A 22,824-nucleotide genomic window follows, 5' to 3' on the forward strand; every position below is an offset into this window, starting at 1 on the left:
TGCTCAATGAATTCTGAATTTTGATATCTTTCGATATCGAATTGACTGTGCTGAAACAAGTAAACTTGTTTCCGTTGGTCACTCAGTTCAATTGAGACTCTAAATTTGTTTGCGTCACTTAGTAAACTAAGCTTCGCTGTTAGAACTCAATCTGTACGAGTGCCCACACAGATGATTGCTTTATATTGTTAAAGAACGTTGCGACGTTGTCGCTAGGGATGCGTATAATACATCCTTAAATTTTTGAGTCAACACTTAATTTTAAACTTTCTTTTTAGACCGTTTTAAACCGAAGTTTTACTTAACTCTCTGTCACTTTGTTCAGCGCTTTTCATTGCTGCCCGCCGTGTCAGTGGATGCGCATTATAGGGATGCGAAGAATTAACGCAAGCACTTTTTGAAGGTTTTTTTGATTATTTTCAAATTAGTACAATAACCATACAAATAAAGGGCTACAGAGGGATTTTAGCTTAAAAAGCAGTCATTTTTTGAGGATGAAATGGTGTAGAAAAAGCGACATACATTAAATTAGCTATGTCGCTTTTTAACTTTATGGGTGGGATTAGTTAGTAGAAATTTCCCAAACAGCGATTGAACCCGAAATTTCATTGCCAACAACTAGCAATGCTTCATTCGTTGCACTTTGCTCTGCAGGTATAAATGCCATACCTTCAGGAGCAAGATCACCGGTTATATCTGCATCGGCTTCTAAACCACGATTAAAAAAGTAGTCTTGGAATGTCACGTTGTATGGATTAGTGATATCAAACACCATGATGCCGCCCATACGCTCTAGACCAATAAATGCAAATGTACGCTCACCAATTGTACCCAGTGCTAATGCTTCTGGCTCTGCACCTTTGTCATCAGAGCGACTATCACCGGCATTTTCATCTTCGTTATTGTTAAATGCTGCTCCGTGGACTGAAGCGGTAATACGTGAGATTTGATCGCCTGAATCAAAAACCACCATGCCGTTACTATCCCAGATAGTAAAAGAGCGAGCGCCGTATGCATAGAGTGACTCGTATTCACCATCATTATCTTCATCACCTTTAACAGTGGTCACTTTTAAACGGCCAATATCATTATTGTCATTGTTAAGGTAATCAAAATTACTTGCTAGAGTTAAGTCTTTCGCTCTGGTCTCATCTATATATGATAAACAGCCGTCATCTTTATCGTAATCTAAACCACCTTTTGCTAAACAATCAGCTTCGTCGGTTGTGTTAAAGAAATATTCTCGTGCATCACCTTCATTGGCAGTAACAATGAAGTTTGCACCTTTCCAGGTAAAGCTTGAAATCGTATCAGGTTGATACATGCCATAGAGGCCTGGGTATGATTTAAAATTAACGCCACCGTCTTTATCTGATGCGTCAATCAATAAATTAGACCAATCTTTAAAACCTAACCCTTTAAGCTCTAGGCTATTGTCTTCAAGATTAACGATAGCAAGGGCGTTATTTTCTTGCAGTGTAACGTAGGCAAACTTATCGTCTTTAGAAACACTGATGTATTCAGGCTCTAAGTCCATAGCAACGGTTGTATTTATTAGCTTGCCGTTGATTGTACGGCCAGTCGGATTCGCAAACACAATTCCTAACTCTTCAAGTTCTGCTTGTTTATCGTTATAAGCAGTAAACGTTAAGCTAGTAGCAGTATCTGCAATTACACCATTTGTGATGTTAATGATGCTAATTGAACCCTCAGGGTCAACACTGTAATCACCATTAGGTTCGCCTTCATTTGCAACCAATACTTTATTGCCGTCATGGCTAAACGTCACCATGTCGGGTAGGGCACCAACAGATACATTCTTAATAAATTGAGGCTGATCGCCACTAATATCATAAAATGCAATTAAACCTGCATCACCGGTGTTATCTGCAGCCATTGCTACCGCAAGAAGTTCATTATTAGCATCAATAGCGATGCTGTTTGCGTCGCCAGCACTGTTTTCATTCAGTGCAAGGGTGATCTCTGGTACTAAGTTAGTGCCGTTTATAACCCCTTCGTTATCTTTTACTAAAGCTGTACGGTCAAAACTATCTGCTTTAATAATATTAACGACCGCAGAATCACCTGAACTATTGATAGCAAAAATTCTTTTTTTAGATGCTTGATAAGCGACAATCTCTGCAGCACCTTCAGGGCTTTCTGCGTTCAGCACTGCGCGGCCAATAAGATTAATACTTAATGCAGCGTTTGCATCTGTACCGTTTGCTCCGTCAGTACCATTGGTTCCATCAGAACCATTAGTCCCGTCTAGCCCTGCAGGACCTTGTTCACCTTGTAAGCCGTCTTTGCCGTCGTCACCGTCTAATGAACAACCAGTAAGAATGGTTAAAAGTGATAGCGCAATAATTGATCTTTTTAACATTATTATTTTTCCTTCGTATTGTATTAACGCAATTACAACACGCAGGCATTACAACTATATGGCACTTTTATGAGAACAAACTGCAGCCACAAAAAAAGCGAGTATAAACTCGCTTTTTATTTATAAATTAGTAGGGTAGCTCACTACTTTTTAGTTGGGCGCTTCCAACCGGTTAGGTTACGCTGTTTACCACGAGCGACTGCAAGCTGTTCGTCTTCAACTGTATTAGTAATAACCGAACCTGCGCCAACTGTTGCCATTGCACCAATATTCACTGGGGCTACCAGTGATGAGTTAGAACCGATAAAGGCATTATCACCGATAATGGTTTTTGATTTATTTACGCCATCATAGTTACAAGTAATAGTACCAGCGCCAATATTAACTTTTTCGCCAACTTCAGTGTCACCTAAATAAGTAAGATGATTCGCTTTAGATCCTTTACCTAAGCGAGTCTTTTTCATTTCGACGAAGTTGCCAATGTGTGAGTCTTCTTCCATTATCGCGCCAGGACGAAGGCGAGCATATGGGCCTAAAGTACATTTAGCAGCAACACTGGCTTCTTCAACTAATGAGTTCGCTTTAATAATAACGTTATCGCCGATAGTACAATCTTTAAGTACGCAGTTAGGGCCAATTTGAACATTATTGCCGATTGTTACTTTGCCTTCGAAGATAACATTAACGTCGATCAGTACATCTTCGCCAGTCGTTACTTCACCACGTACATCAATACGAGCAGGATCAGCAAGTGTTGCGCCGTTTAGCATTAGCTCTTCTGCTTGCCATGCTTGGTATGCACGTTCAAGCGCTGAAAGTTGTACGCGATTATTAGCACCTTCAACTTCCATTGGATGCTCAGGCTGAGCAGAAGTAATTTCAACTCCTTCACTATGTGCCATTGCAACTATATCTGTTAGGTAGTATTCGCCTTGTGCGTTGTTGTTAGATAAGTTACCTAACCAACGTTTTAGTAATTCACCATTCGCAGCCATGATGCCGGTATTAATTTCTTTAATTGCAAGTTGCTCAGCAGAGGCATCTTTTTGTTCAATGATACCGACAAGCTTGCCATTTTCACGAAGCATACGGCCATAACCTGATGGGTCATCTAAGGTAACCGTTAATACTGCTAGGCCTTTTTTAGGTGTCACAGCAAGTAACTTTTCTAAAGTGGCACGTTTCGTTAGTGGCACATCACCATAGAGAATTAATACGGTGTCATCATCGGCAATGTGCTCTTTAGCAACAGCAACTGCATGACCGGTACCGAGTTGTTCTTCTTGTAATACCCAGTTTACTTGGTTGTGCGATAGGGCTGTTTGTAACTGTTCACGGCCATGGCCATAAACCAGGTTTGTTTCACGAGCGCCGAGAGCGGTAGCATTATCAATAACGTGCTGCACCATAGGTTTACCAGCAACTTTGTGTAATACCTTAGGGAGTGCAGAGCGCATACGGGTGCCTTTACCCGCAGCAAGAATAACGGTAGTCAGAGACATTAAAACAATATCCTTCTTTCTTTGTTTTAGTTGAGCGAAATGAATTAAGCGATAAACATGCAAAGTTGCGCAAGTCACGTCATGTGCAAATACTCAAACCTAGTTAATAGGAAAGAACTTCAGATGAAAGCTCAGTTCAGTTTCAATACACACATTGTAGCGGGGAATAGTGCAGGATATAAGTACAATAATCAGAATAGGGTGTTATGCAGTGAATTTCGGGCACAAAAAAGCCCACGTTAAGTGGGCTTTTTGAAAACCGAGTAGGCTTACTTTTTACGTAATTGTTGGATTACGCGAAGTTGAGCGATTGCTTCAGCAAGCTGCACAGCAGCTTGTTGATAATCTAACTCAGCAACTGACGTGTTCGACATTTGCTCTTCAGCATCACGTTTAGCTTTTTCAGCTGCTTGTTCATCTAGATCTTCACCACGAACTGCAGTGTCTGCAAGAATCGTAATGCGATTAGGTTGAACTTCTAGCGTACCGCCAGCAACATACATCACGTCTTCGTGACCAAATTGCTTAACTAAACGTACCATACCAGGTTTTAGGGCAGTTAATAATGGAGCGTGACCATAGTTAACACCTAGGTCACCTTCAGTACCACTTACTTGAATAGATTCTACCAGACCAGAGAATAAACTCTCTTCTGCGCTTACTACGTCAAGATGTACAGTCATAGCCGCCATACTACCCTCCTAATTACATGCTTTTGGCTTTTTCTTGAGCTTCTTCAATAGAGCCAACCATGTAGAACGCTTGCTCTGGCATATCATCAAACTCACCGTTTAAGATACCTTTGAAGCCAGCAATTGTGTCTTTAAGTGACACGTATTTACCCGGTGAACCTGTGAATACTTCAGCAACGAAGAACGGCTGAGATAGGAAACGCTGGATTTTACGTGCACGAGATACAACTTGCTTATCTTCATCAGAAAGCTCGTCCATACCTAGGATTGCGATGATGTCTTTAAGTTCTTTATAACGTTGAAGAACTGTTTGAACGCCACGCGCTGTATCGTAGTGCTCTTGACCGATTACTAATGGATCAAGTTGACGTGAAGATGAATCAAGTGGGTCTACCGCTGGGTAGATACCAAGTGAAGCGATATCACGTGAAAGTACTACTGTTGCATCTAAGTGAGCAAACGTTGTTGCTGGAGATGGGTCAGTTAAGTCATCCGCAGGTACGTATACCGCTTGGATTGAAGTGATTGAACCAGTCTTAGTAGATGCGATACGCTCTTGAAGTACACCCATTTCTTCAGCAAGAGTTGGTTGGTAACCTACTGCTGAAGGCATACGACCTAGAAGTGCTGATACTTCTGTACCCGCTAGAGTATAACGGTAGATGTTATCAACGAAGAAAAGAACGTCACGACCTTCGTCACGGAACTTCTCAGCCATAGTAAGACCTGTTAACGCTACGCGTAAACGGTTACCCGGTGGCTCATTCATCTGACCGTATACTAGAGATACTTTGTCTAGTACGTTTGAGTCGTTCATCTCATGGTAGAAATCGTTACCCTCACGAGTACGCTCACCAACACCTGCGAATACTGAGTAACCGCTGTGCTCGATTGCGATGTTACGGATAAGTTCCATCATGTTTACGGTTTTACCTACACCGGCACCACCGAATAGACCAACTTTACCACCTTTAGCGAATGGACATACAAGGTCGATTACCTTGATACCAGTCTCTAAAAGTTCTACTGAATTTGATTGATCTTCGTAAGAAGGTGCTTCACGGTGAATAGACATACGCTCTTCTTCACCAATTGGACCAGCTTCATCAATAGGGTTACCTAATACGTCCATGATACGACCTAGTGTCTTCGTACCTACTGGAACGTGGATTGGCTGACCTGTACCTTCTACTGCTGTACCACGACGTAAACCGTCAGTAGTACCAAGTGCGATACCACGTACCACACCGCCACCTAGCTGTTGTTGAACTTCTAAAGTTAAACCTGCTAAGTCGCCATCTGTTACTTTTAGTGCGTCATATACGGCTGGCACGTTGTCTTGTGGAAACTCGATGTCCACAACGGCGCCGATAATTTGGACGACCTTACCTAAACTCATGTCTATTCCTCTCATTAAACTTTGCCGAAGCGTTAAACTGCTGCCGAACCGCCAACAATCTCACTGATTTCTTGTGTGATTGCAGCTTGACGAGCCTTGTTATAAACAAGCTGTAACTCATCCATAAGGTCGCCTGCGTTATCAGTTGCAGCTTTCATTGCAACCATACGGGCAGCCTGTTCAGAGGCAGCGTTCTCAACTACACCTTGGTATACTTGAGACTCAATAAAGCGTACTAACAGAGCTTCTAAAATCGCTTCTGGGTTTGGCTCATATAAGTAATCCCAAGAATGTTGAGATACTTCTTCTTCAGCTTTTGGCAAAGGGAGTAACTGATCGATTGTTGGTTCTTGCTTCATAGTATTAACGAATTTGTTAAATACTACGTATAAGCGGTCAATTTTGCCTTCAGAATATGCATCAAGCATAATTTTTACAGGACCGATAACGTCTTGTACTGAAGGTGTATCTCCTAAGCTCGCTTTTTTAGCGAGTAACTTACCGCCGAAACGTTGGAAAAAGCCAGCTGCTTTGCTACCTAAAGTAGCGAACTCAGCTTCAACGCCTTTTTCTTTCCACGCTTTCACGTCTAGGGCAACTTTTTTGAACTCGTTAGAGTTCAAGCCACCACAAAGACCACGGTCAGTAGAGACAACAATATAACCAACTCGTTTTACTTCACGTTCAACTAAGAACGGGTGAGTAAAATCAAGATTTGCTTGAGCAACACGACCGATTACTTCGCGTAAGTTTTCAGCGTATGGACGGCTTGAAGCCACACGTTCTTGCGCCTTTTTCATTTTAGACGCAGCAACCATTTCCATTGCGCTGGTGATCTTTTGAGTATTCTTGATACTCCCGATCTTGCTTTTAATCTCTTTTCCGCTGGCCATGACTCTCTCTCCGAATCAGGTGGGCTTTAGTTGCCTAAAGCTCACCATTCATAACTAAATTACCAAGTTTGCGTCGACTTGAACTTCTCTAGAAGTTCTTTAAGTTGAGCTTCAATCTCAGCGTTGTAGTTACCAGTTTCATTGATTTGAGCCATTAGCTCTGCGTATGTGCTGTTTGCATAAGAAATTAAGCCAGCTTCAAAGTCACCGATTTTCGCGATTTCGATGTCTTTTAGGTAGCCTTTTTCAGCAGCAAATAGCGACAGAGACATTTCAGCAACAGACATTGGTGCGTACTGTTTCTGCTTCATTAGCTCTGTTACGCGCTCACCATGCTCTAATTGAGCACGTGTTGCATCGTCAAGGTCAGACGCGAACTGCGAGAACGCAGCTAATTCACGGTACTGAGCTAACGCTAGACGGATACCACCACCTAGTTTCTTAACGATTTTAGTTTGCGCCGCACCACCAACACGAGATACCGAGATACCAGCGTTAACAGCTGGACGGATACCTGAGTTGAATAAGTCAGTTTCTAAGAAGATCTGACCGTCGGTGATAGAGATAACGTTTGTCGGTACGAACGCAGAAACGTCGCCGCCTTGAGTTTCAATGATTGGCAATGCCGTCAATGAACCAGTTTTACCTTTCACTTCACCATTAGTGAACTTCTCAACGTAATCAGCGTTTACACGTGATGCACGCTCTAGAAGACGTGAGTGAAGGTAGAATACGTCACCTGGGTATGCTTCACGACCTGGTGGACGCTTAAGTAGTAATGAGATTTGACGGTAAGCAACAGCTTGCTTAGATAAATCATCATATACGATTAGCGCGTCTTCACCACGGTCACGGAAGTATTCACCCATAGTACAACCAGCGAATGGTGCTAGGTACTGAAGTGCCGCAGATTCAGAAGCAGATGCAACAACAACGATTGTGTTTTCAAGTGCACCGTGCTCTTCTAATTTACGTACTACGTTAGCGATTGTAGATGCTTTTTGACCAACTGCAACGTACACACACTTAACGCCTGTACCTTTTTGGTTGATGATTGCATCGATTGCTAATGCAGTTTTACCAGTTTGGCGGTCACCGATAACAAGCTCACGCTGACCACGACCTACTGGGATCATCGCATCGATAGATTTATAACCAGTTTGAACTGGCTCATCTACTGATTGACGTTCGATAACGCCTGGTGCGATTTTTTCTACTGGCTCATAACCATCGTTAGCTAAAGCGCCTTTACCGTCGATAGGAGCACCTAGTGTGTTAACAACACGACCAAGTAGACCACGACCAACAGGAACCTCTAGGATACGACCAGTTGATTGTACTTTTACGCCTTCTTTAAGGTCTGCGTAAGGACCCATTACTACAGCACCTACTGAGTCACGCTCAAGGTTTAGTGCGATAGCGAAACGGTTGCCTGGAAGCTCAATCATCTCACCTTGCATACAGTCAGCAAGACCGTGGATGCGGATGATACCGTCAGTAACAGATACGATAGTACCTTCGTTACGAGCTTCACTTACAACTTCGAACTGCTCAATACGTTGTTTGATCAGATCTGAAATTTCAGTGGAATTAAGTTGCATGCTCTTCTTCCCAATTACGATTGTAGTGTAGTAGCTAGGCGGTTTAATTTACCGCGTACAGTGCCGTCGATTACAGTGTCACCAGCCTTGATTACAAGACCACCAACAATAGTTTCGTCAACACTACAATTCAGCTTAACTTTGCGTGCGAAACGTTTTTCTAATGCCGCTACCAGAGATGCTTGCTGCTCAGCAGTAAGCGTTGTTGCAGAAACTACATCTACGTCGATTAATTTGTCGTAGTCCGCTTTAAATTCAGCGAATAGTTCAGCAACAGCTGGTAGTGCCGTTAAACGTCCATTTTCAGCCATCACTTTTACTAAGTTCTGACCATTTTCGTTGAGTTGCTCTGCACAAACAGAAATAATAATTTCTGATTGCTTTTCAGCAGAGGCACTTCCTGAAAGAAACTGAGCGATTTGCTCGTTCTTTGCTACTTCACCAGCAAAAAACAACATTTCGTTCCAGCTTTCAACAGTACCTTTATCAACGGCAAATTCAAAAGCCGCTTTAGCGTATGGGCGAGCGATTGTAGTCAATTCAGACATGCTCATACCCTCCTATTAAAGCTCAGCGACGAGTTTTTCAACGATGTCACTATGTGCGGCTTCATTGATTTCGCGCTCTAAGATCTTCTCGGCACCGATAACCGCTAATGAAGCAACTTGCTTACGCAATTCTTCTTTAACACGGTTACGCTCAGCTTCGATTTCAGAATGACCTTGAGCAATAATTTTTTCACGCTCTTCGTGACCACGAGTAGTCTCTTCATCAACGATTTGCGTGGCACGCTTTTTAGCTTGCTCGATGATATCAGCAGCTTGTGATTTAGCTTCTTTAAGCTCTTCAGTTGCTTTTTTACGAGCAAGCTCAAGATCTTTTTCAGCTTTATCAGATGCAGCTAAACCATCTTCAATTTTTTTCTGGCGAGCTTCAATAGCACCGTTTAGTGGTGGCCACACGAACTTCATGCAGAACCATACAAAAACAATAAATGCTATTAATTCGCCGAGTAGAGTAAGGTTTAAACTCACAACCACTCCTCCTTAGTCAATTGTTGATCGCGTAAAAGTATTTTCAATATTAAAGTGCGAACAACATGTATAGACCGATACCTACACCGATCATCGCGATAGCATCGATAAGACCCGCTACGATGAACATTTTAACTTGAAGTTGTGGTGCAAGCTCAGGTTGACGAGCCGCTGACTCTAGGAATTTACCACCAAGGTTACCGAAACCGATCGCAGTACCTAAAGCACCAAAACCAATTAGTAAAGCAACAGCGATATATTTAAGGCCGATTACAAGTTCCATTATTGTCTCCAATATAATTTTAAATGATTAAAGTTAAAGTAAAAAAATCTTTATTGAACAAGCGCTACGATTAGTGATCAGTAGATGCCATGCTCAGGTATACAATTGTTAGCATCATAAAGATAAATGCTTGCAATACGATTACGAGAATGTGGAATACAGCCCATACGAAGTGCAGTGGTAATTGGAATAAACCAATTGCGCCGATCAGGATGAAGATAAGCTCACCTGCGTATAAGTTACCAAATAAACGTAGTGCCAATGAAATTGGCTTAGCAAACAAGGTTACTAATTCTAGTAACAAGTTCACTGGAATGAATAAAGCTTGAACTACTGGGTTCTTAGCGCTAAATGGTTGTAATGTAAGTTCTTTTACAAAACCCATTACGCCTTTCACACGAATCGAGTAGAAGATGATTAACGCAAACACACCTAAGCCTAACGCCATTGTTAAGTTAAGGTCAGTGGTTGGTACTACTTTCATGTAAGTGTGTGATTGACCGCTAGAGATTACATCCCAAGATTCACCATTGATCAGCGATGCTGCAATTGGTAAGAAGTCTACTGGAATTAAATCCATTAAGTTCATTAAGAAAACCCATACAAAAATCGTAAGGGCAAGCGGGGCAATTAGTTTGCTTCGACCGTGAAAGGTGTCTTTCACGTTTTGATCAACGAATTCAACGATCATTTCGACAAAGCATTGAAGTTTACCAGGAACACCAATCGTTGCTTTATTCGCAGCACGTTTGAAAATCCATAGGAAAACCAATCCTAAACCGATTGACCATGCAAGGGTATCGACATTAAGTACCATCCACCAATTGTTAGGGTCGTCGGTTAGACGCACCTGACCGTTGGTAAGGTGGTGCTTGATGTAACCCGTAAGAGTTAGCTCTTCACCTGCAGCCATGTTATATCCCAAAAGTTAATGTTTAAAAAAAACCGGTGCAAACAATCCAAAAAACATCACAAGTATAAAGCAGCTGAAAAAAGGTAGATGAACTACCGGAAAAAGCTTAAATACCAGTACAAACAAAACGATTGTAAGCAAAAATTTTAGTCCTTTGCCGCGTTTAAACGAAGCAAACACTTGTTTTACCTTACTCGCACCCATATAACGGAATGCATAGAGGGTAAAAACCAGATTAGGGAGTACTGCGACAACTCCGCCAGCAAGCGCTGACTGACCGGCGTTGGCTCCCCAACCTATAAAAACAATTACTGCAGCTATGAGCGCTACGATACCCTGAAGACAAATTAATCTGAATGCGGCAAGCCTATATGGCTTTGCTAACCTATTAGTCACGTTTTGTTAACCTTTAGAACTATCGTTGTCAGGGTATGAAAACTGGCGAAATTATACTGATTCCTACCAGTTTTGCAACTTGAGTTGAGCCTTTGTAGTGCAAAATCACCACAAATGTCTCTTTTTGGACATGTTATTAATTAATGACGGGAATAGTCTTAATTTATACGGCTTAAAATGCCATCTAACTCATCTAGACTTGTATACGAAATAACCAGCTTGCCTTTGCCTTTTTTATTGTAGTTAATTTCAACTTTTGCGCCCAAATTTTCAGCGAGCTTTTGCTCTAACTGTTTGACATCTGGGTCTTTTTCTTGCTGTTCTTTTTTAGGCGCTGGTTCTAAAATAGAACGCACTAACTTTTCGGTTTCACGAACGGTTAAAGCTTTAGCAACTGCGAAACGTGCAGCGTCTGACTGCGCTTCACCTTCAAGTGCTAATAAACAGCGTGCATGGCCCATTTCAATGTCGCCATGCTCTAACAAAATTTTAACATCTTCGTTAAGATTATTCAGACGTAGTAAATTAGTCACAGTGGTACGAGATTTACCTACGGCCTCGGCAACTTGTTGGTGAGTTAATTCAAATTCATTGAGTAAGCGATTCAGTGCAATCGCTTCTTCCATCGCATTTAGGTCTTCACGTTGAATATTTTCAATTAGCGCGATAGCAACTGCCGCTTCATCAGGCACATCTTTGATGATACACGGCACAGTGTCTAATTTGGCTAATTGAGCAGCACGCCAACGACGTTCACCCGCGATGATTTCATATTTGTCTGCACCAATTTGGCGCACAACAATCGGCTGAATGATACCTTGGGCACGAATTGAGCTCGCTAATTCTTCTAGCGCTTCTTCTGACATGTCTTTACGCGGTTGATATTTACCCGATTGTAAAAACTCAATCGCTAACTTTTGCAGCTCACCTTTACTTTGCTCGGCAACCACATCAGAGACTTGCTCAGTTGCTGCGGTTGCTTGTTGCTGATTATTTGCACTAGGGGCAGGTTTTGATGAACTTAATAAAGCGTCGAGTCCTCGGCCTAAACCGCGTTTTTTAGCAGACATGTTATTTTTTTACCTCGAAGTTAGGCTACTGCTGAAGATGTTTTCTCTTTTCTACGTAACATTTCACCGGCTAGGGCTAAGTATGCTTTAGCACCACTTGATGCACGGTCATAATACATGGCAGGGGCACCAAAACTCGGCGCTTCTGCTAAACGGACATTACGTGGGATAACGGTACGATAAACTTTATCGCCAAAATGTTGTTTAAGTTGTTCAGATACATCATTTGCTAGGCGATTGCGCGGATCATACATGGTGCGCAAAATCCCTTCAATTGTTAACGCTGGATTTACTAACTTAGAAAGTTGCGTAATGGTATCCATTAATGCGGTTAAACCTTCAAGGGCATAATACTCACATTGCATCGGAACTAAAATTGAATCAGCTGCAGCCATCGCATTCACAGTCAACATGTTCAGTGAAGGCGGGCAGTCGATAAAAATGAAGTCGTATTGGTCTTGAATTTTTTCTAGCGCATTACGTAAACGCACTTCGCGAGCAAACAATTCCATTAGCTTTACTTCAGCGGCAGTCACATCGCCATTAGCAGCAATTAAGTGATACTCACCTGAGGTCTCTTTATTGATCACCTCTTCGATAGGGGTTTCTTCAATCAATAAATCGTAAATAGTCGCAACATCACCGTATTTATCGACACCGCTACCCATGGTCGCGTTTCCTTGCGGATCAAGATCGATTAATAACACTTTACGCTTCGTCGCGGCCATCGATGCCGCGAGATTCACAGCGGTGGTTGTTTTACCAACACCACCTTTTTGGTTTGCTAATGCGATGACTTTTGCCACAGTGCTCTGATCCCTAGTCTTTAGATAGAATGATTAGATGTCTTTGCGCATCTAACTCAGGTACTTCCAAGCTGATTTTTTCGTCAAACTTAATACCTTTAGGTAATGAGTCTAGTTCTTCGCTCGGAAATACGCCTTTTAAAGCGATAAATTTACCTGAATGATCAATCAAGTGCGCACACCAGTCAACCATATCTTGTAAAGAGGCGAATGCACGACTTAATACACCATCTAATTTAACACTTGGTTGATATTCTTCAACTCTAGACTGCACTGGGGTTACATTTTCAAGGCCAAGTGCATGTTTTACTTGCATCAAAAAGCGCACACGTTTACCTAAACTATCTAACAAAATAAATTGCGTGTCAGGTAAAGCAATGGCTAATACGATACCCGGTAAACCAGGACCTGTACCAACATCAATGTAATGTTTGCCTTTAAGGTGAGGTGCAACAACTAAGCTATCCATAATATGCTTAATCATCATTTCTTCAGGTAAACGAACAGAGGTTAAATTATACGCTTTGTTCCACTTGTCTAATAATTCAACATATTGCACAAGCTGTTGTTGCTGTTTTTCTGTTAGCGCAATATCAGTTTGCGCTAACAGTGACGTTAATTGTTGTTGTAACACTGTATTCCTTACCAACTACGCTGTTTTGCGTAGTAAGCCTTGCTTTTTCAGATAGACTAATAATAGCGAAATAGCAGCAGGGGTGATACCTGAAATACGCGACGCTTGGCCAATTGTGTCTGGACGACTATCCGTAAGCTTAGCTACAACTTCATTTGATAAACCAGAAACAGTAGAATAATCAAAGTCTTTTGGTAAAACAGTTTGCTCATGACGCAGTTGTTTATTGATCTCGTCTTGTTGACGGGCAATATAACCTGCGTACTTAGTGTGGATCTCAACTTGCTCAAGTGCAGCTTGATTATCAAACTCTGAAGCTAAGCCATCAATTGCCATTAAGTCGTTATAACGAATTTCAGGACGACGGATCAGATCTTCAAGGCTAGCCTCACGCGTCAATGGAGTCTTAAGTAACGCATTTACTTGTTCTACAGCAACATGATCTTTATGGATCCACGTTTCTTTTAAGCGTTGCGTTTCTTTTTCGATGATTTCCATTTTTTCGTTAAATGCAGCCCAACGAGCATCATCAACTAAGCCTAGTTCACGGCCTTTAGCAGTTAAACGGATGTCGGCATTATCTTCACGAAGTAATAAACGGTATTCAGCACGGCTAGTAAACATACGGTACGGTTCTTTAGTACCTAATGTTGCTAGGTCGTCAATGAGTACACCTGTGTATGCTTCATCACGGCGTGGTGTCCAAGATTCTTTACCTTGTACTTGAAGTGCTGCGTTCATACCCGCAATTAGACCTTGCGCGCCCGCTTCTTCGTAACCAGTTGTACCATTGATTTGACCCGCAAAGAATAAACCGTCAATAAATTTGGTTTCTAATGATTGCTTTAAGTCGCGTGGATCAAAGAAGTCATATTCAATCGCATAACCAGGGCGACAAATATGTGCATTTTCAAAACCAGTGATTGATTGCACAATTTCAAGTTGCACATCAAACGGTAAACTTGTTGAGATACCATTTGGATATAATTCGTATGATGTTAAGCCTTCAGGCTCAACAAAGATTTGATGTTTGTCTTTATCAGCAAAACGTACAATCTTATCTTCAATTGAAGGACAGTAACGTGGACCAATCCCTTCGATAACACCTGAGTACATAGGTGAGCGATGCAGGTTATTGCGGATCACATCATGTGTTTTTTCATTTGTATAAGTGATGTAACACGGGATCTGTTGTGGGTGATCCGATTGTTTACCCATAAACGAGAATACAGGAGTAGGGGTATCACCTGGCTGTTCTTGCATCTTGCTAAAATCAACAGTACGCGCATCAATACGAGGTGGCGTGCCTGTTTTTAAGCGATCAACACGGAACGGTAATTCACGTAAACGCTGTGCAAGAGCAATTGAAGGTGGATCGCCAGCACGACCGCCTTTGTAATTCTCTAAACCAATATGGATCTGGCCACCTAAGAAAGTACCGACTGTAAGTACAACTGAAGGCGCGCTAAAACGAAGACCCATTTGGGTTACAACACCCATTACACGATCACCTTCAACAATCAGATCATCACATGATTGTTGGAAGATCTTTAAATTTTCTTGATGTTGTAATGTATGTTGGATAGCTGCTTTATACAAAGCACGGTCTGCTTGTGCACGTGTAGCACGTACAGCAGGGCCTTTAGATGAGTTTAAAGTACGAAATTGAATACCGCCTTTATCGATAGCCTGAGCCATAGCACCACCAAGTGCATCGATCTCTTTAACTAAATGGCCTTTACCAATACCGCCAATTGCCGGGTTACAAGACATTTGACCAAGGGTATCCATATTATGAGTTAGCAATAGGGTATTCATGCCCATGCGAGCAGATGCTAATGCAGCTTCAGTACCTGCATGTCCACCACCTACAACAATAACATCAAAACGTTCGTGAAAAATCATTTATGGGATCCTACTTAATCGACCAGCAAAACTTTGTAAAGGGAGCGTATTCTACCTAGAAATTTAGAGAAGATAAATGATTAAACAGTGCTCAAGATCTAAGTGGGTGATCTCTAATAATATAAAGGATCTTTTAAAGAGATCTTTTGTTGTTTTTACTATTAGTACTCAGCAGATCTGTTGATAATGTCTGCTTTGCTATTTAAAACATGATCTTAAAGCAGATCTAAAGGTGTTAATATGATCGGATCTTCCCGCGTACAAGCTTTGATCAAAAGGGCTATTTATTCACAGGGCAATATCGATTGGATCTTATCCAAGGGATAAACTAGCTTAAAATCGCAGTTAGATCAGTGTTTATCCACAATCCGATCTAAATTATCAGTAAATTGTGGGTAACTTTTATAACAACGATCAATGCTGATCGGTTTAAGTGAGTCCTACTGACTCGATCCAGCTTGGTAACCAGGCTAAAGCTGTGTCTTCTGGTAATGCTTCATCAAGAATATTGAGCTCTAAGCGTTCTGCTACGCGGCTTGCGCCTTTACTCGCTAATAACTCATCAAGATTACGGCCAGCATAGTTATAGGTGTCGTAACTGGTGTCACCTAGACCGATCACACTGTAGTTTAATCCTTTAAGATCAGCTTGTTGGTTAATAGATTCAACAAATGGCAGTAGGTTCTCAGGGTAGTCTCCCGCACCATATGTCGATGTACACATCAACCAAATAGTATCTTGCTGATCAATATCATCAAACACAGGATGTTCATGAAGCTGCACTTGGATCCCTTGTTGTTCAAGGGCTTCTGCTAGTTGCTCTGCTACGTATTCAGCAGATCCCATTTGGCTGCCAACAATGATATTTACTGATTGCATGTGTTTGATCATGTAATTAAATGAGTGGCCACATGATAACGAAGTTAGGGTGTGAGTAAAGCGTTGAATTACGATCTGAATAAGTTTTTAAGCTCAAAATACAGGCTTTAATTTAATAATAATTTTAAAGTACTGTTTTTAATGGTTTTTTAAATATCATAATAAATTAAACCCTTTGATCAAGCTGTTAATAAATTTGGGGAAAGTTCTGATCAAGCTAAATATTGGAAAGTGTATAACTTTGCTAAGTTATTGATCTTTAATTGTGTGTAAGCACTTTTATTTTTAGAACAAGGTAAAATTCGGGTTATGATCGTTTTGTGGATAGATCGCTTGTTGATAACGATCGGTTTGCAATTTGCGATCAATAAAACAGATCGAAAAAATGCTAAATAAGTGCCTATAAGAGCTGTTTTAAAGAAAATTAACGGTGAAAAATGGCTGTTGATGACAAATAAATTTAAATTTCTGCGTTTTTTTATGATCAAATCAGCCTTTAGATCTAAAAAAGCCCCAAATGTGGATAACATTTTTAGCTAAATTCGATCTTAAAAGCTGTTTTGATCTGATTTTTTAGCTCGCTAAGTTAATTTTCGATCTGAGTTAAACTGGTTTTTATCGTATTACCGACTAGATCATAGAGAGAATTACCCAGTGAGAAGCGTTTTGCGCCACCAGCAAAAGCCGCTTTTGCTGAGTTAAAATTATTCATTGCCATCACATTTAGTGGCATATCTATCGCGTTTGCTAAGCTGGTTATTTGCTCTATGTTAGTGAGACCGGGTACAAACAGACCATCTGCTCCTGCATCTTGATACGCTTTTGCGCGCTCTAATGTTGCTTGAAAAGGGGATTCACTTAGAAAGTAGGTATCGGTTCTGGCGTTTATAAATAAACGACCGAAGCCATTTTCGTTAAGTACTTTCTTTATCTCACTAATAATAGTGCATTGCTGTTCGATAGATCTTAGTGCGTTAGTGGCTTTGTCTGAGTCTTCTATGTTGATACCAACAACCCCTAATCTTGCTAATGCTAAAACGTTTTGGCTAATTTGCAGCGGATCGTTACTGTAGCCCGACTCTATATCGACAGAGAGTGGAATATGTAAGTGTTCGGTTAAGCTTTTAACCAGCGCTAATTGAGTTTTAAAAGAGATGTTCTCACCATCGGCTAAACCTAAACTGGCTGCAATGCCCCAGCTGGTTGTTGCTACGGCTTTAGCACCCGCAGTTTGAATGAATTGGGCAGAACTTAGATCCCACGCATTAGCGAGTACAAAACCTGTTGGCTGGTGGTGTAATTGGTGAAAGAGTTGATATTTGTCCATGATGTCCTCCGTTTAATGACATCGCTAGACTAATTGAAATTGAATTTTATACTGGCTGGTTTCGGCCCTGAACCGATAATTGAATGCTGGATTAAAAACAAAAAAAGAGTCTTGCGACTCTTTTTTTATAATATTGATGTCCGGAAATTATTTACCGATACAGAACGAAGTAAAGATTTTCCCTAGTAGGTCATCAGAGGTAAATTCACCCGTTATTTCATTTAAGAACTGTTGAGTTAGGCGTAATTCTTCAGCAAGGATCTCGCCAGCAATATGCATCTCTAATTGCTCTTTACCTGTGTTTAAATGATAAGCTGCATGGCCAAGTGCATCTAAGTGACGACGGCGTGCCATAAAGCCACCTTCAGTAGCACCTTGGAAACCAATACATGCCTTTAAGTGAGTACGAACTAACTCTATACCTTCTGCATTTTTAGCACTTAAACGGATCACCGGATATTGTTCATGTTCATCCATACCGACATTTTCACCGGAAATATCGGCTTTATTACGGATCACTGTCACGCCCATACCCTCTGGTAACTTAGCCATAAACTCAGGCCAAATATCATGAGGGTCGGTGGCTGCTGTGTCTGTGCCGTCTAACATAAATAGTACGCGATCGGCTTGGTTGATTTCTTCCCATGCGCGCTCAATACCAATTTGTTCTACTTTATCTGGGCTTTCACGCAGGCCTGCGGTATCAATAATATGTAGTGGCATGCCGTCAATGTGGATATGTTCACGTAATACGTCACGTGTTGTACCGGCTATTTCGGTAACGATAGCAGCATCACGGCCAGCTAATGCATTGAGTAGGCTTGATTTACCAGCGTTAGGGCGACCCGCAATAACAACACGCATACCTTCACGCATGATGCTACCTTGTTTAGCTTGCTGAGTGACATTATCGAGTTGATCAATAATGGCATCGAGATCTGCTGCTACTTTACCGTCTGATAAGAAGTCGATTTCTTCATCAGGAAAATCAATCGCGGCTTCAACATACATACGTAGATGAATGACTTTCTCCACCAGCGTTTCGATGTGCTTAGAGAATTCACCTTGCAATGATTGAAGGGCGCTTTTGGCTGCTTGTTCACTGGTTGCATTGATTAAATCGGCAATTGCCTCTGCTTGGGTTAAATCAAGCTTGTCATTCATAAATGCGCGCTCAGAGAACTCACCTGGTTTTGCTAAACGTACACCGTCAATTTGGCTAATTTCTTTTAATAGCATATCAAGTACGACAGGGCCGCCATGACCTTGTAGTTCTAGTACGTCTTCGCCGGTAAATGAATTTGGCCCTTGAAAGTAAATAGCAATACCTTGGTCAAGCTGTTCACCGCTCAAGCTCTTAAATGGTACATAGTCTGCGTAACGTGTCTTAGGACAACGGCCAATAATGTGCTCTGCCACTGTTTTAGCTAAGCTGCCAGAGACGCGAATAATACCAACCCCACCACGTCCTGGTGCGGTCGCTTGTGCTGCTATTGTGTCTTGATTAATCATGCGATGAAATATTGCCAATAAAAGAATGAATGCTGGCTCTATTGTAACCTATGGCTTAATTTCATGCGAATAGCTGTTTAGCGAATGAAGTAGTAGTTAGCTGATATTAGTAATACTTTATTTCGCTTTAATTAATAATAAACGACCATTGCAAATGATAATTATATTCATTAACATGTTGCGCATTATTAACCTTGTCCCTTTTTACTATGCGTCTTTCTGCTGTTTTTATTGCTCTTGCTGCGGGTTTTTCAGGTATTGCTCATTCGCAAACTGAAGTTTCTACTGATCAAAATGATTCTAAAGAGATCGAAAAAATTGAAGTTGTTGGCCGTGCGTTTTCTTTATATCGCCCAACAGAGTCAAGTTTTGCTACTCGTACTAATACACCGTTAGAAAAAATACCTCAGTCAATTCAAATTTTACCGCAGGAGCTGATTAACGATCAGGCTGCTCGCCAAATTACCGATCTTTATAGCAATATTGCTGGTGTTAATGCCTTTAGTTATTCAGGCGTGACATTCCGTGGTTTTCGCCAAGATGAGATTTTATACGATGGCGTAAAGGGCGACCCTTTCAATGGTTTTGCTGTGCCGCAATTATTTAATATCGAACAAGTTGCGGTATTAAAAGGGCCTGCTGGTGCTATATATGGCAGTGGTAATCCGGGCGGTATTATTAACTATGTGACTAAGAAGCCTAAATTCACCAGTGAGCACAGTATTGAAGTTGAAGTGGGTAATGATGACTTCTTCAGTGGCGCATTAGAAAGCACAGGGACTTTAAGTGAATCACTTGATAACCATGCTTATCGTGTTGGCATCTACCGTGATACTGAAAAACCATTTCGTGAAAATACTAGCAGCGATAATACCATTGTTGATCTTGGTTATACGTGGCTTATAAACAATGCAACAGAATTAACCACTCAGTATACCTATATAGAACAAGAATTAGGTGGGGCGCGTTTACGTGGTGTCCCGGCTGATGATAACGGAAACTTTTTAACTGATATAAGCTGGAACCATAACGAGGCAACAGACTTTCAAAATGTAGAAGCGCATGTTTATCAGGCGACTTTAAAACATGATTTTAATGATGTTTGGCGCACAGATGTCACAGCACGTTATTTTGATAACAAAGAAGTGCAAAACTACCATGAGCCAAGAGGTCTGGTAGATACTGACGGTGATGGAATTGTTGATTGGAGTCATCGCGAGTTTCGTGATCAAGTCCGTGAGAACGAAGGCTTTAGCTTAACAGCTAATGCAATTGCGGAGTTTGCATTTGCCAACATGCAGCATCAAGTGCTGTTTGGTAGTGATTGGTATGAACATGATTTTGAAAGTGTTTACCGTACAGCAACGCAACAAAGTAAAGGTGGCCCAGTACCAGGACTTGATCTTAACAATCCTGAATATGGTTTAACGTCTGCTGATGACTATGACCTTGATAGTATTACTCCAAGGCTTGGGAAAACAAATAGCACCCGCTTTGGTGCGTACTTACAAGACCAACTTGATATCACCGCTAATTGGAGTGTGACAGCTGGCTTAAGATATGACCGTTTTGAAGATAAAGATCTGTTAAATCAAACCGAGTTTTCTGATAGCGACCTCACTTACCGTATTGGTACCAGCTATAACATTAACAATATGTTCTTCCCTTATGCGTTACATGGCACTGGCTTTGTGCCGCAAAGTGCCAGTAATCAGGAATCAGCAAAGGGCGGTCCGTTCTCGCCTGAAACTAGTCGTATCAACGAGTTAGGTTTAAGAACCAAGCTATTAGCAGACACACTTGCTGTTAATATGGCGGCGTATGATATTGTTCGCGAAAACATCCTGCAGCCTAGCTTATTAGGTGATGTTGCCGGTGACGGCGTTGATGATTTAGTTGCTATTGGTGAAGTGCAAAGTAAAGGTTTTGAACTTGAAGTGGTTGGCGACATTACTGAGCGTTGGGTGGTTACTGCAAGCTATGCTTATAATGATACCCGTATTACTAAAGCAAACGACAGTATTACCAATCAAATACCTGATAGTGATAAATTTGCCAACGCACCGCAAAATACTTTAGGCATATGGACACGCTATGAGTTACCTCGCTTATCGTCATCTATTTCTGCTGGTTTAGATTATGTTGATGAACAGCTAAGTTTAGGTGGTCAACGCGTTAAACCTTATACGATTTACAACATGGCGTGGCAAACAACCATTAATAACTGGCAATGGCAGTTATCAGTTAAGAACGTGTTTGATAAAGAATACGCAAGCAGTGGCTTTATCGAGCGAACAGGGCACTTTCCTGGTGAACCACGTCGTGTCTATTTAAGTGCTAAATACAGCTTTTAATGGTGGCGTGTGAACGCTAAAAGTTGGTTTAATTTACATTCTTGGGCAGGACTCTTTTTAGGAGTCCTGCTTTTTGTTACCTGCGTATCGGGGACACTCGCTACGTTAAGTCATGAACTCGAATACTTATCAGACGCAAAATACCGTGCTTTAAGTTCTTCTACCTCTACTAACTACTCAGCTATCGAAAACACCCTTAATAAGTATTATCCGCAAGCTCAGATACTCTATATCCAACGCCATAAACAAGATTACCTTGCCACTGAGGCGGCCCTTAAAGTCGGTGATTCATTTCGTTTTGTTTATTTAGATGCCGCAACTGGCACCTTACTCGGTGAAGGAGAGTGGGCGCGAATATCGCGGTTTTTACGTAACTGGCATATGAACTTGTCGATGGGCTGGACGGGTAAATTAATCGTCACCAGTTTGAGTGTGTTACTCGTTATTTTATTGGTCTCGAGTTTTTATGTGTATCGGCGCTGGTGGCAAGGCTTTATGAAAAAGCCTGCTGCGCTTTGCCTTGATAAGCGCAGTAGTTGGGCTGATTGGCACAAACTGTTTGGGCTTTGGAGTTTATGGTTTATTGCGGTGATGGCCATTACTGGGATTTGGTATTTAGTCGAACATGGGCTGCAAACCGCTAAAGTGCCGCACACAGTTTCTTTACCACAAGCGGTAAGTGACTTTAAAAAACAACGTATTGAAAAGCATCTTTCGCCAATTAGTTTAACTGCAGCATATGAGGCGGCTAAGCAGGCGTTTCCGAGCCTTGATATTCGCTATATCCGCTATCCTAATAAAGCGGATCAGCCTATTGAAGTGCGTGGATATAACGATGATATTTTACTGCGCCTACGTGCTAACCGTGTTTATTTAAAACCGAGCTTGGGTGAGTCACTAGGTATACAAAAAGGAGAAGAATTACCGATTGTAGCCCGGATCTCAGATACCGCTGATCCATTGCACTTTGGTAACTTTGCAGGAGTCGGAACTAAACTTATTTGGGGATTGTTTGGTACGTTGATGAGCTTTGTTAGTGCTGCTGGCATCTATATGAATTGGCTTAGAGTTAAACGTAAAACAACGGCTGTAAAGTGGCTTGGAGTATCTGGGGGGATTGCAACCGGTTTGGTGGTTGCTTCGCTACTAATAACGAGTTTGAGTTTTACTGAGCGCAGTGTGCCGAATCGGGTTTATTCTCCGATTCTTGGTTAGCCATTTTCAGACATTAAAAAAGGCGC

At 41.5% G+C, this 22,824-nt stretch carries 20 protein-coding genes; 2 read left to right on the forward strand and 18 right to left on the reverse strand.

Going from position 1 to position 22,824, the window contains the following annotated elements; genetic code table 11:
- Positions 1 to 562 precede the first annotated feature (562 nt).
- From NH153_RS04285 to mnmE, 18 genes are all read right to left on the reverse strand, one after another.
- Positions 563 to 2,383: a choice-of-anchor I family protein gene (locus NH153_RS04285; protein WP_063701370.1), complete on the reverse strand. Its 1,821-nt coding sequence runs from the start codon at positions 2,381 to 2,383 to the stop codon at positions 563 to 565.
- A gap of 143 nt (positions 2,384 to 2,526) precedes the next feature.
- Positions 2,527 to 3,885 (reverse strand): bifunctional UDP-N-acetylglucosamine diphosphorylase/glucosamine-1-phosphate N-acetyltransferase GlmU, encoded by a 1,359-nt coding sequence (gene glmU / locus NH153_RS04290; protein WP_063701373.1) that lies wholly within the window; start codon positions 3,883 to 3,885, stop codon positions 2,527 to 2,529.
- Between the two features lie 269 nt (positions 3,886 to 4,154).
- Positions 4,155 to 4,577: a F0F1 ATP synthase subunit epsilon gene (locus tag NH153_RS04295; protein WP_063701376.1), complete on the reverse strand. Its 423-nt coding sequence runs from the start codon at positions 4,575 to 4,577 to the stop codon at positions 4,155 to 4,157.
- A gap of 13 nt (positions 4,578 to 4,590) precedes the next feature.
- Positions 4,591 to 5,976: a F0F1 ATP synthase subunit beta gene (gene atpD / locus NH153_RS04300; protein WP_063701380.1), complete on the reverse strand. Its 1,386-nt coding sequence runs from the start codon at positions 5,974 to 5,976 to the stop codon at positions 4,591 to 4,593.
- Positions 5,977 to 6,008: 32 nt separating this feature from the next.
- A complete protein-coding gene (gene atpG / locus NH153_RS04305; RefSeq protein ID WP_063701383.1) occupies positions 6,009 to 6,869 on the reverse strand; it encodes a F0F1 ATP synthase subunit gamma in 861 nt (286 codons plus the stop codon).
- Positions 6,870 to 6,928: 59 nt separating this feature from the next.
- Positions 6,929 to 8,470, reverse strand: coding sequence for a F0F1 ATP synthase subunit alpha (gene atpA, locus NH153_RS04310; protein ID WP_063701386.1), 1,542 nt, complete (start codon positions 8,468 to 8,470; stop codon positions 6,929 to 6,931).
- Between the two features lie 14 nt (positions 8,471 to 8,484).
- The gene (gene atpH / locus NH153_RS04315) at positions 8,485 to 9,018 is read right to left on the reverse strand and encodes a F0F1 ATP synthase subunit delta (protein ID WP_063701389.1); all 534 of its coding nucleotides are present in this window, start codon (positions 9,016 to 9,018) and stop codon (positions 8,485 to 8,487) included.
- 15 nt (positions 9,019 to 9,033) lie between these two features.
- Positions 9,034 to 9,504 carry a F0F1 ATP synthase subunit B gene (gene atpF, locus NH153_RS04320; RefSeq protein ID WP_063701392.1) on the reverse strand — a complete coding sequence of 157 codons (471 nt, stop codon included), beginning with the start codon at positions 9,502 to 9,504 and terminating at the stop codon, positions 9,034 to 9,036.
- A 49-nt stretch (positions 9,505 to 9,553) separates the two neighbouring features.
- Complete coding sequence (gene atpE / locus NH153_RS04325) at positions 9,554 to 9,787, reverse strand: F0F1 ATP synthase subunit C (protein WP_063701395.1); 234 nt, start codon at positions 9,785 to 9,787, stop codon at positions 9,554 to 9,556.
- A gap of 70 nt (positions 9,788 to 9,857) precedes the next feature.
- Positions 9,858 to 10,700, reverse strand: a complete 843-nt coding sequence (gene atpB / locus NH153_RS04330; protein WP_063701397.1) for a F0F1 ATP synthase subunit A — start codon at positions 10,698 to 10,700, stop codon at positions 9,858 to 9,860.
- Positions 10,701 to 10,715: 15 nt separating this feature from the next.
- Positions 10,716 to 11,096, reverse strand: coding sequence for an ATP synthase subunit I (locus NH153_RS04335; protein ID WP_063701399.1), 381 nt, complete (start codon positions 11,094 to 11,096; stop codon positions 10,716 to 10,718).
- Between the two features lie 158 nt (positions 11,097 to 11,254).
- Positions 11,255 to 12,166, reverse strand: coding sequence for a ParB/RepB/Spo0J family partition protein (locus NH153_RS04340; RefSeq protein WP_063701401.1), 912 nt, complete (start codon positions 12,164 to 12,166; stop codon positions 11,255 to 11,257).
- Positions 12,167 to 12,186: 20 nt separating this feature from the next.
- Positions 12,187 to 12,972, reverse strand: a complete 786-nt coding sequence (locus NH153_RS04345; RefSeq protein ID WP_063701404.1) for a ParA family protein — start codon at positions 12,970 to 12,972, stop codon at positions 12,187 to 12,189.
- A gap of 13 nt (positions 12,973 to 12,985) precedes the next feature.
- Positions 12,986 to 13,606: a 16S rRNA (guanine(527)-N(7))-methyltransferase RsmG gene (gene rsmG, locus NH153_RS04350; protein WP_063701407.1), complete on the reverse strand. Its 621-nt coding sequence runs from the start codon at positions 13,604 to 13,606 to the stop codon at positions 12,986 to 12,988.
- A gap of 15 nt (positions 13,607 to 13,621) precedes the next feature.
- A complete protein-coding gene (mnmG, locus tag NH153_RS04355) occupies positions 13,622 to 15,511 on the reverse strand; it encodes a tRNA uridine-5-carboxymethylaminomethyl(34) synthesis enzyme MnmG (protein ID WP_063701411.1) in 1,890 nt (629 codons plus the stop codon).
- Between the two features lie 429 nt (positions 15,512 to 15,940).
- On the reverse strand, positions 15,941 to 16,390 hold the full coding sequence (mioC, locus tag NH153_RS04360; RefSeq protein ID WP_063701415.1) for an FMN-binding protein MioC: 450 nt from the start codon (positions 16,388 to 16,390) through the stop codon (positions 15,941 to 15,943).
- A 586-nt stretch (positions 16,391 to 16,976) separates the two neighbouring features.
- The gene (locus NH153_RS04365; protein WP_063701418.1) at positions 16,977 to 17,717 is read right to left on the reverse strand and encodes an isocitrate lyase/PEP mutase family protein; all 741 of its coding nucleotides are present in this window, start codon (positions 17,715 to 17,717) and stop codon (positions 16,977 to 16,979) included.
- 147 nt (positions 17,718 to 17,864) lie between these two features.
- Positions 17,865 to 19,229, reverse strand: a complete 1,365-nt coding sequence (mnmE, locus tag NH153_RS04370; RefSeq protein ID WP_063701421.1) for a tRNA uridine-5-carboxymethylaminomethyl(34) synthesis GTPase MnmE — start codon at positions 19,227 to 19,229, stop codon at positions 17,865 to 17,867.
- A 209-nt stretch (positions 19,230 to 19,438) separates the two neighbouring features.
- On the opposite strand from mnmE, the gene NH153_RS04375 reads away from it, so the two are divergent.
- Together NH153_RS04375 and NH153_RS04380 are read left to right on the forward strand one after the other, a co-directional pair.
- Positions 19,439 to 21,583, forward strand: coding sequence for a TonB-dependent siderophore receptor (locus NH153_RS04375; protein ID WP_063701424.1), 2,145 nt, complete (start codon positions 19,439 to 19,441; stop codon positions 21,581 to 21,583).
- 9 nt (positions 21,584 to 21,592) lie between these two features.
- The gene (locus tag NH153_RS04380) at positions 21,593 to 22,798 is read left to right on the forward strand and encodes a PepSY-associated TM helix domain-containing protein (protein WP_063701427.1); all 1,206 of its coding nucleotides are present in this window, start codon (positions 21,593 to 21,595) and stop codon (positions 22,796 to 22,798) included.
- Positions 22,799 to 22,824: the final 26 nt, after the last annotated feature.

The sequence above is a fragment of the Pseudoalteromonas gelatinilytica genome (genome assembly GCF_001641615.1).
GTDB classification, from domain to species: domain Bacteria; phylum Pseudomonadota; class Gammaproteobacteria; order Enterobacterales; family Alteromonadaceae; genus Pseudoalteromonas; species Pseudoalteromonas gelatinilytica.

Coding starts and splice junctions, on each gene's coding strand:
- NH153_RS04285 (WP_063701370.1), bottom strand. CDS start 2,383: ATGTTAAAAAGATCAATTATTGCGCTATCACTTTTAACCATTCTTACT.
- glmU (WP_063701373.1), bottom strand. CDS start 3,885: ATGTCTCTGACTACCGTTATTCTTGCTGCGGGTAAAGGCACCCGTATG.
- NH153_RS04295 (WP_063701376.1), bottom strand. CDS start 4,577: ATGGCGGCTATGACTGTACATCTTGACGTAGTAAGCGCAGAAGAGAGT.
- atpD (WP_063701380.1), bottom strand. CDS start 5,976: ATGAGTTTAGGTAAGGTCGTCCAAATTATCGGCGCCGTTGTGGACATC.
- atpG (WP_063701383.1), bottom strand. CDS start 6,869: ATGGCCAGCGGAAAAGAGATTAAAAGCAAGATCGGGAGTATCAAGAAT.
- atpA (WP_063701386.1), bottom strand. CDS start 8,470: ATGCAACTTAATTCCACTGAAATTTCAGATCTGATCAAACAACGTATT.
- atpH (WP_063701389.1), bottom strand. CDS start 9,018: ATGTCTGAATTGACTACAATCGCTCGCCCATACGCTAAAGCGGCTTTT.
- atpE (WP_063701395.1), bottom strand. CDS start 9,787: ATGGAACTTGTAATCGGCCTTAAATATATCGCTGTTGCTTTACTAATT.
- atpB (WP_063701397.1), bottom strand. CDS start 10,700: ATGGCTGCAGGTGAAGAGCTAACTCTTACGGGTTACATCAAGCACCAC.
- NH153_RS04340 (WP_063701401.1), bottom strand. CDS start 12,166: ATGTCTGCTAAAAAACGCGGTTTAGGCCGAGGACTCGACGCTTTATTA.
- mnmG (WP_063701411.1), bottom strand. CDS start 15,511: ATGATTTTTCACGAACGTTTTGATGTTATTGTTGTAGGTGGTGGACAT.
- mioC (WP_063701415.1), bottom strand. CDS start 16,390: ATGCAATCAGTAAATATCATTGTTGGCAGCCAAATGGGATCTGCTGAA.
- NH153_RS04365 (WP_063701418.1), bottom strand. CDS start 17,717: ATGGACAAATATCAACTCTTTCACCAATTACACCACCAGCCAACAGGT.
- mnmE (WP_063701421.1), bottom strand. CDS start 19,229: ATGATTAATCAAGACACAATAGCAGCACAAGCGACCGCACCAGGACGT.
- NH153_RS04375 (WP_063701424.1), top strand. CDS start 19,439: ATGCGTCTTTCTGCTGTTTTTATTGCTCTTGCTGCGGGTTTTTCAGGT.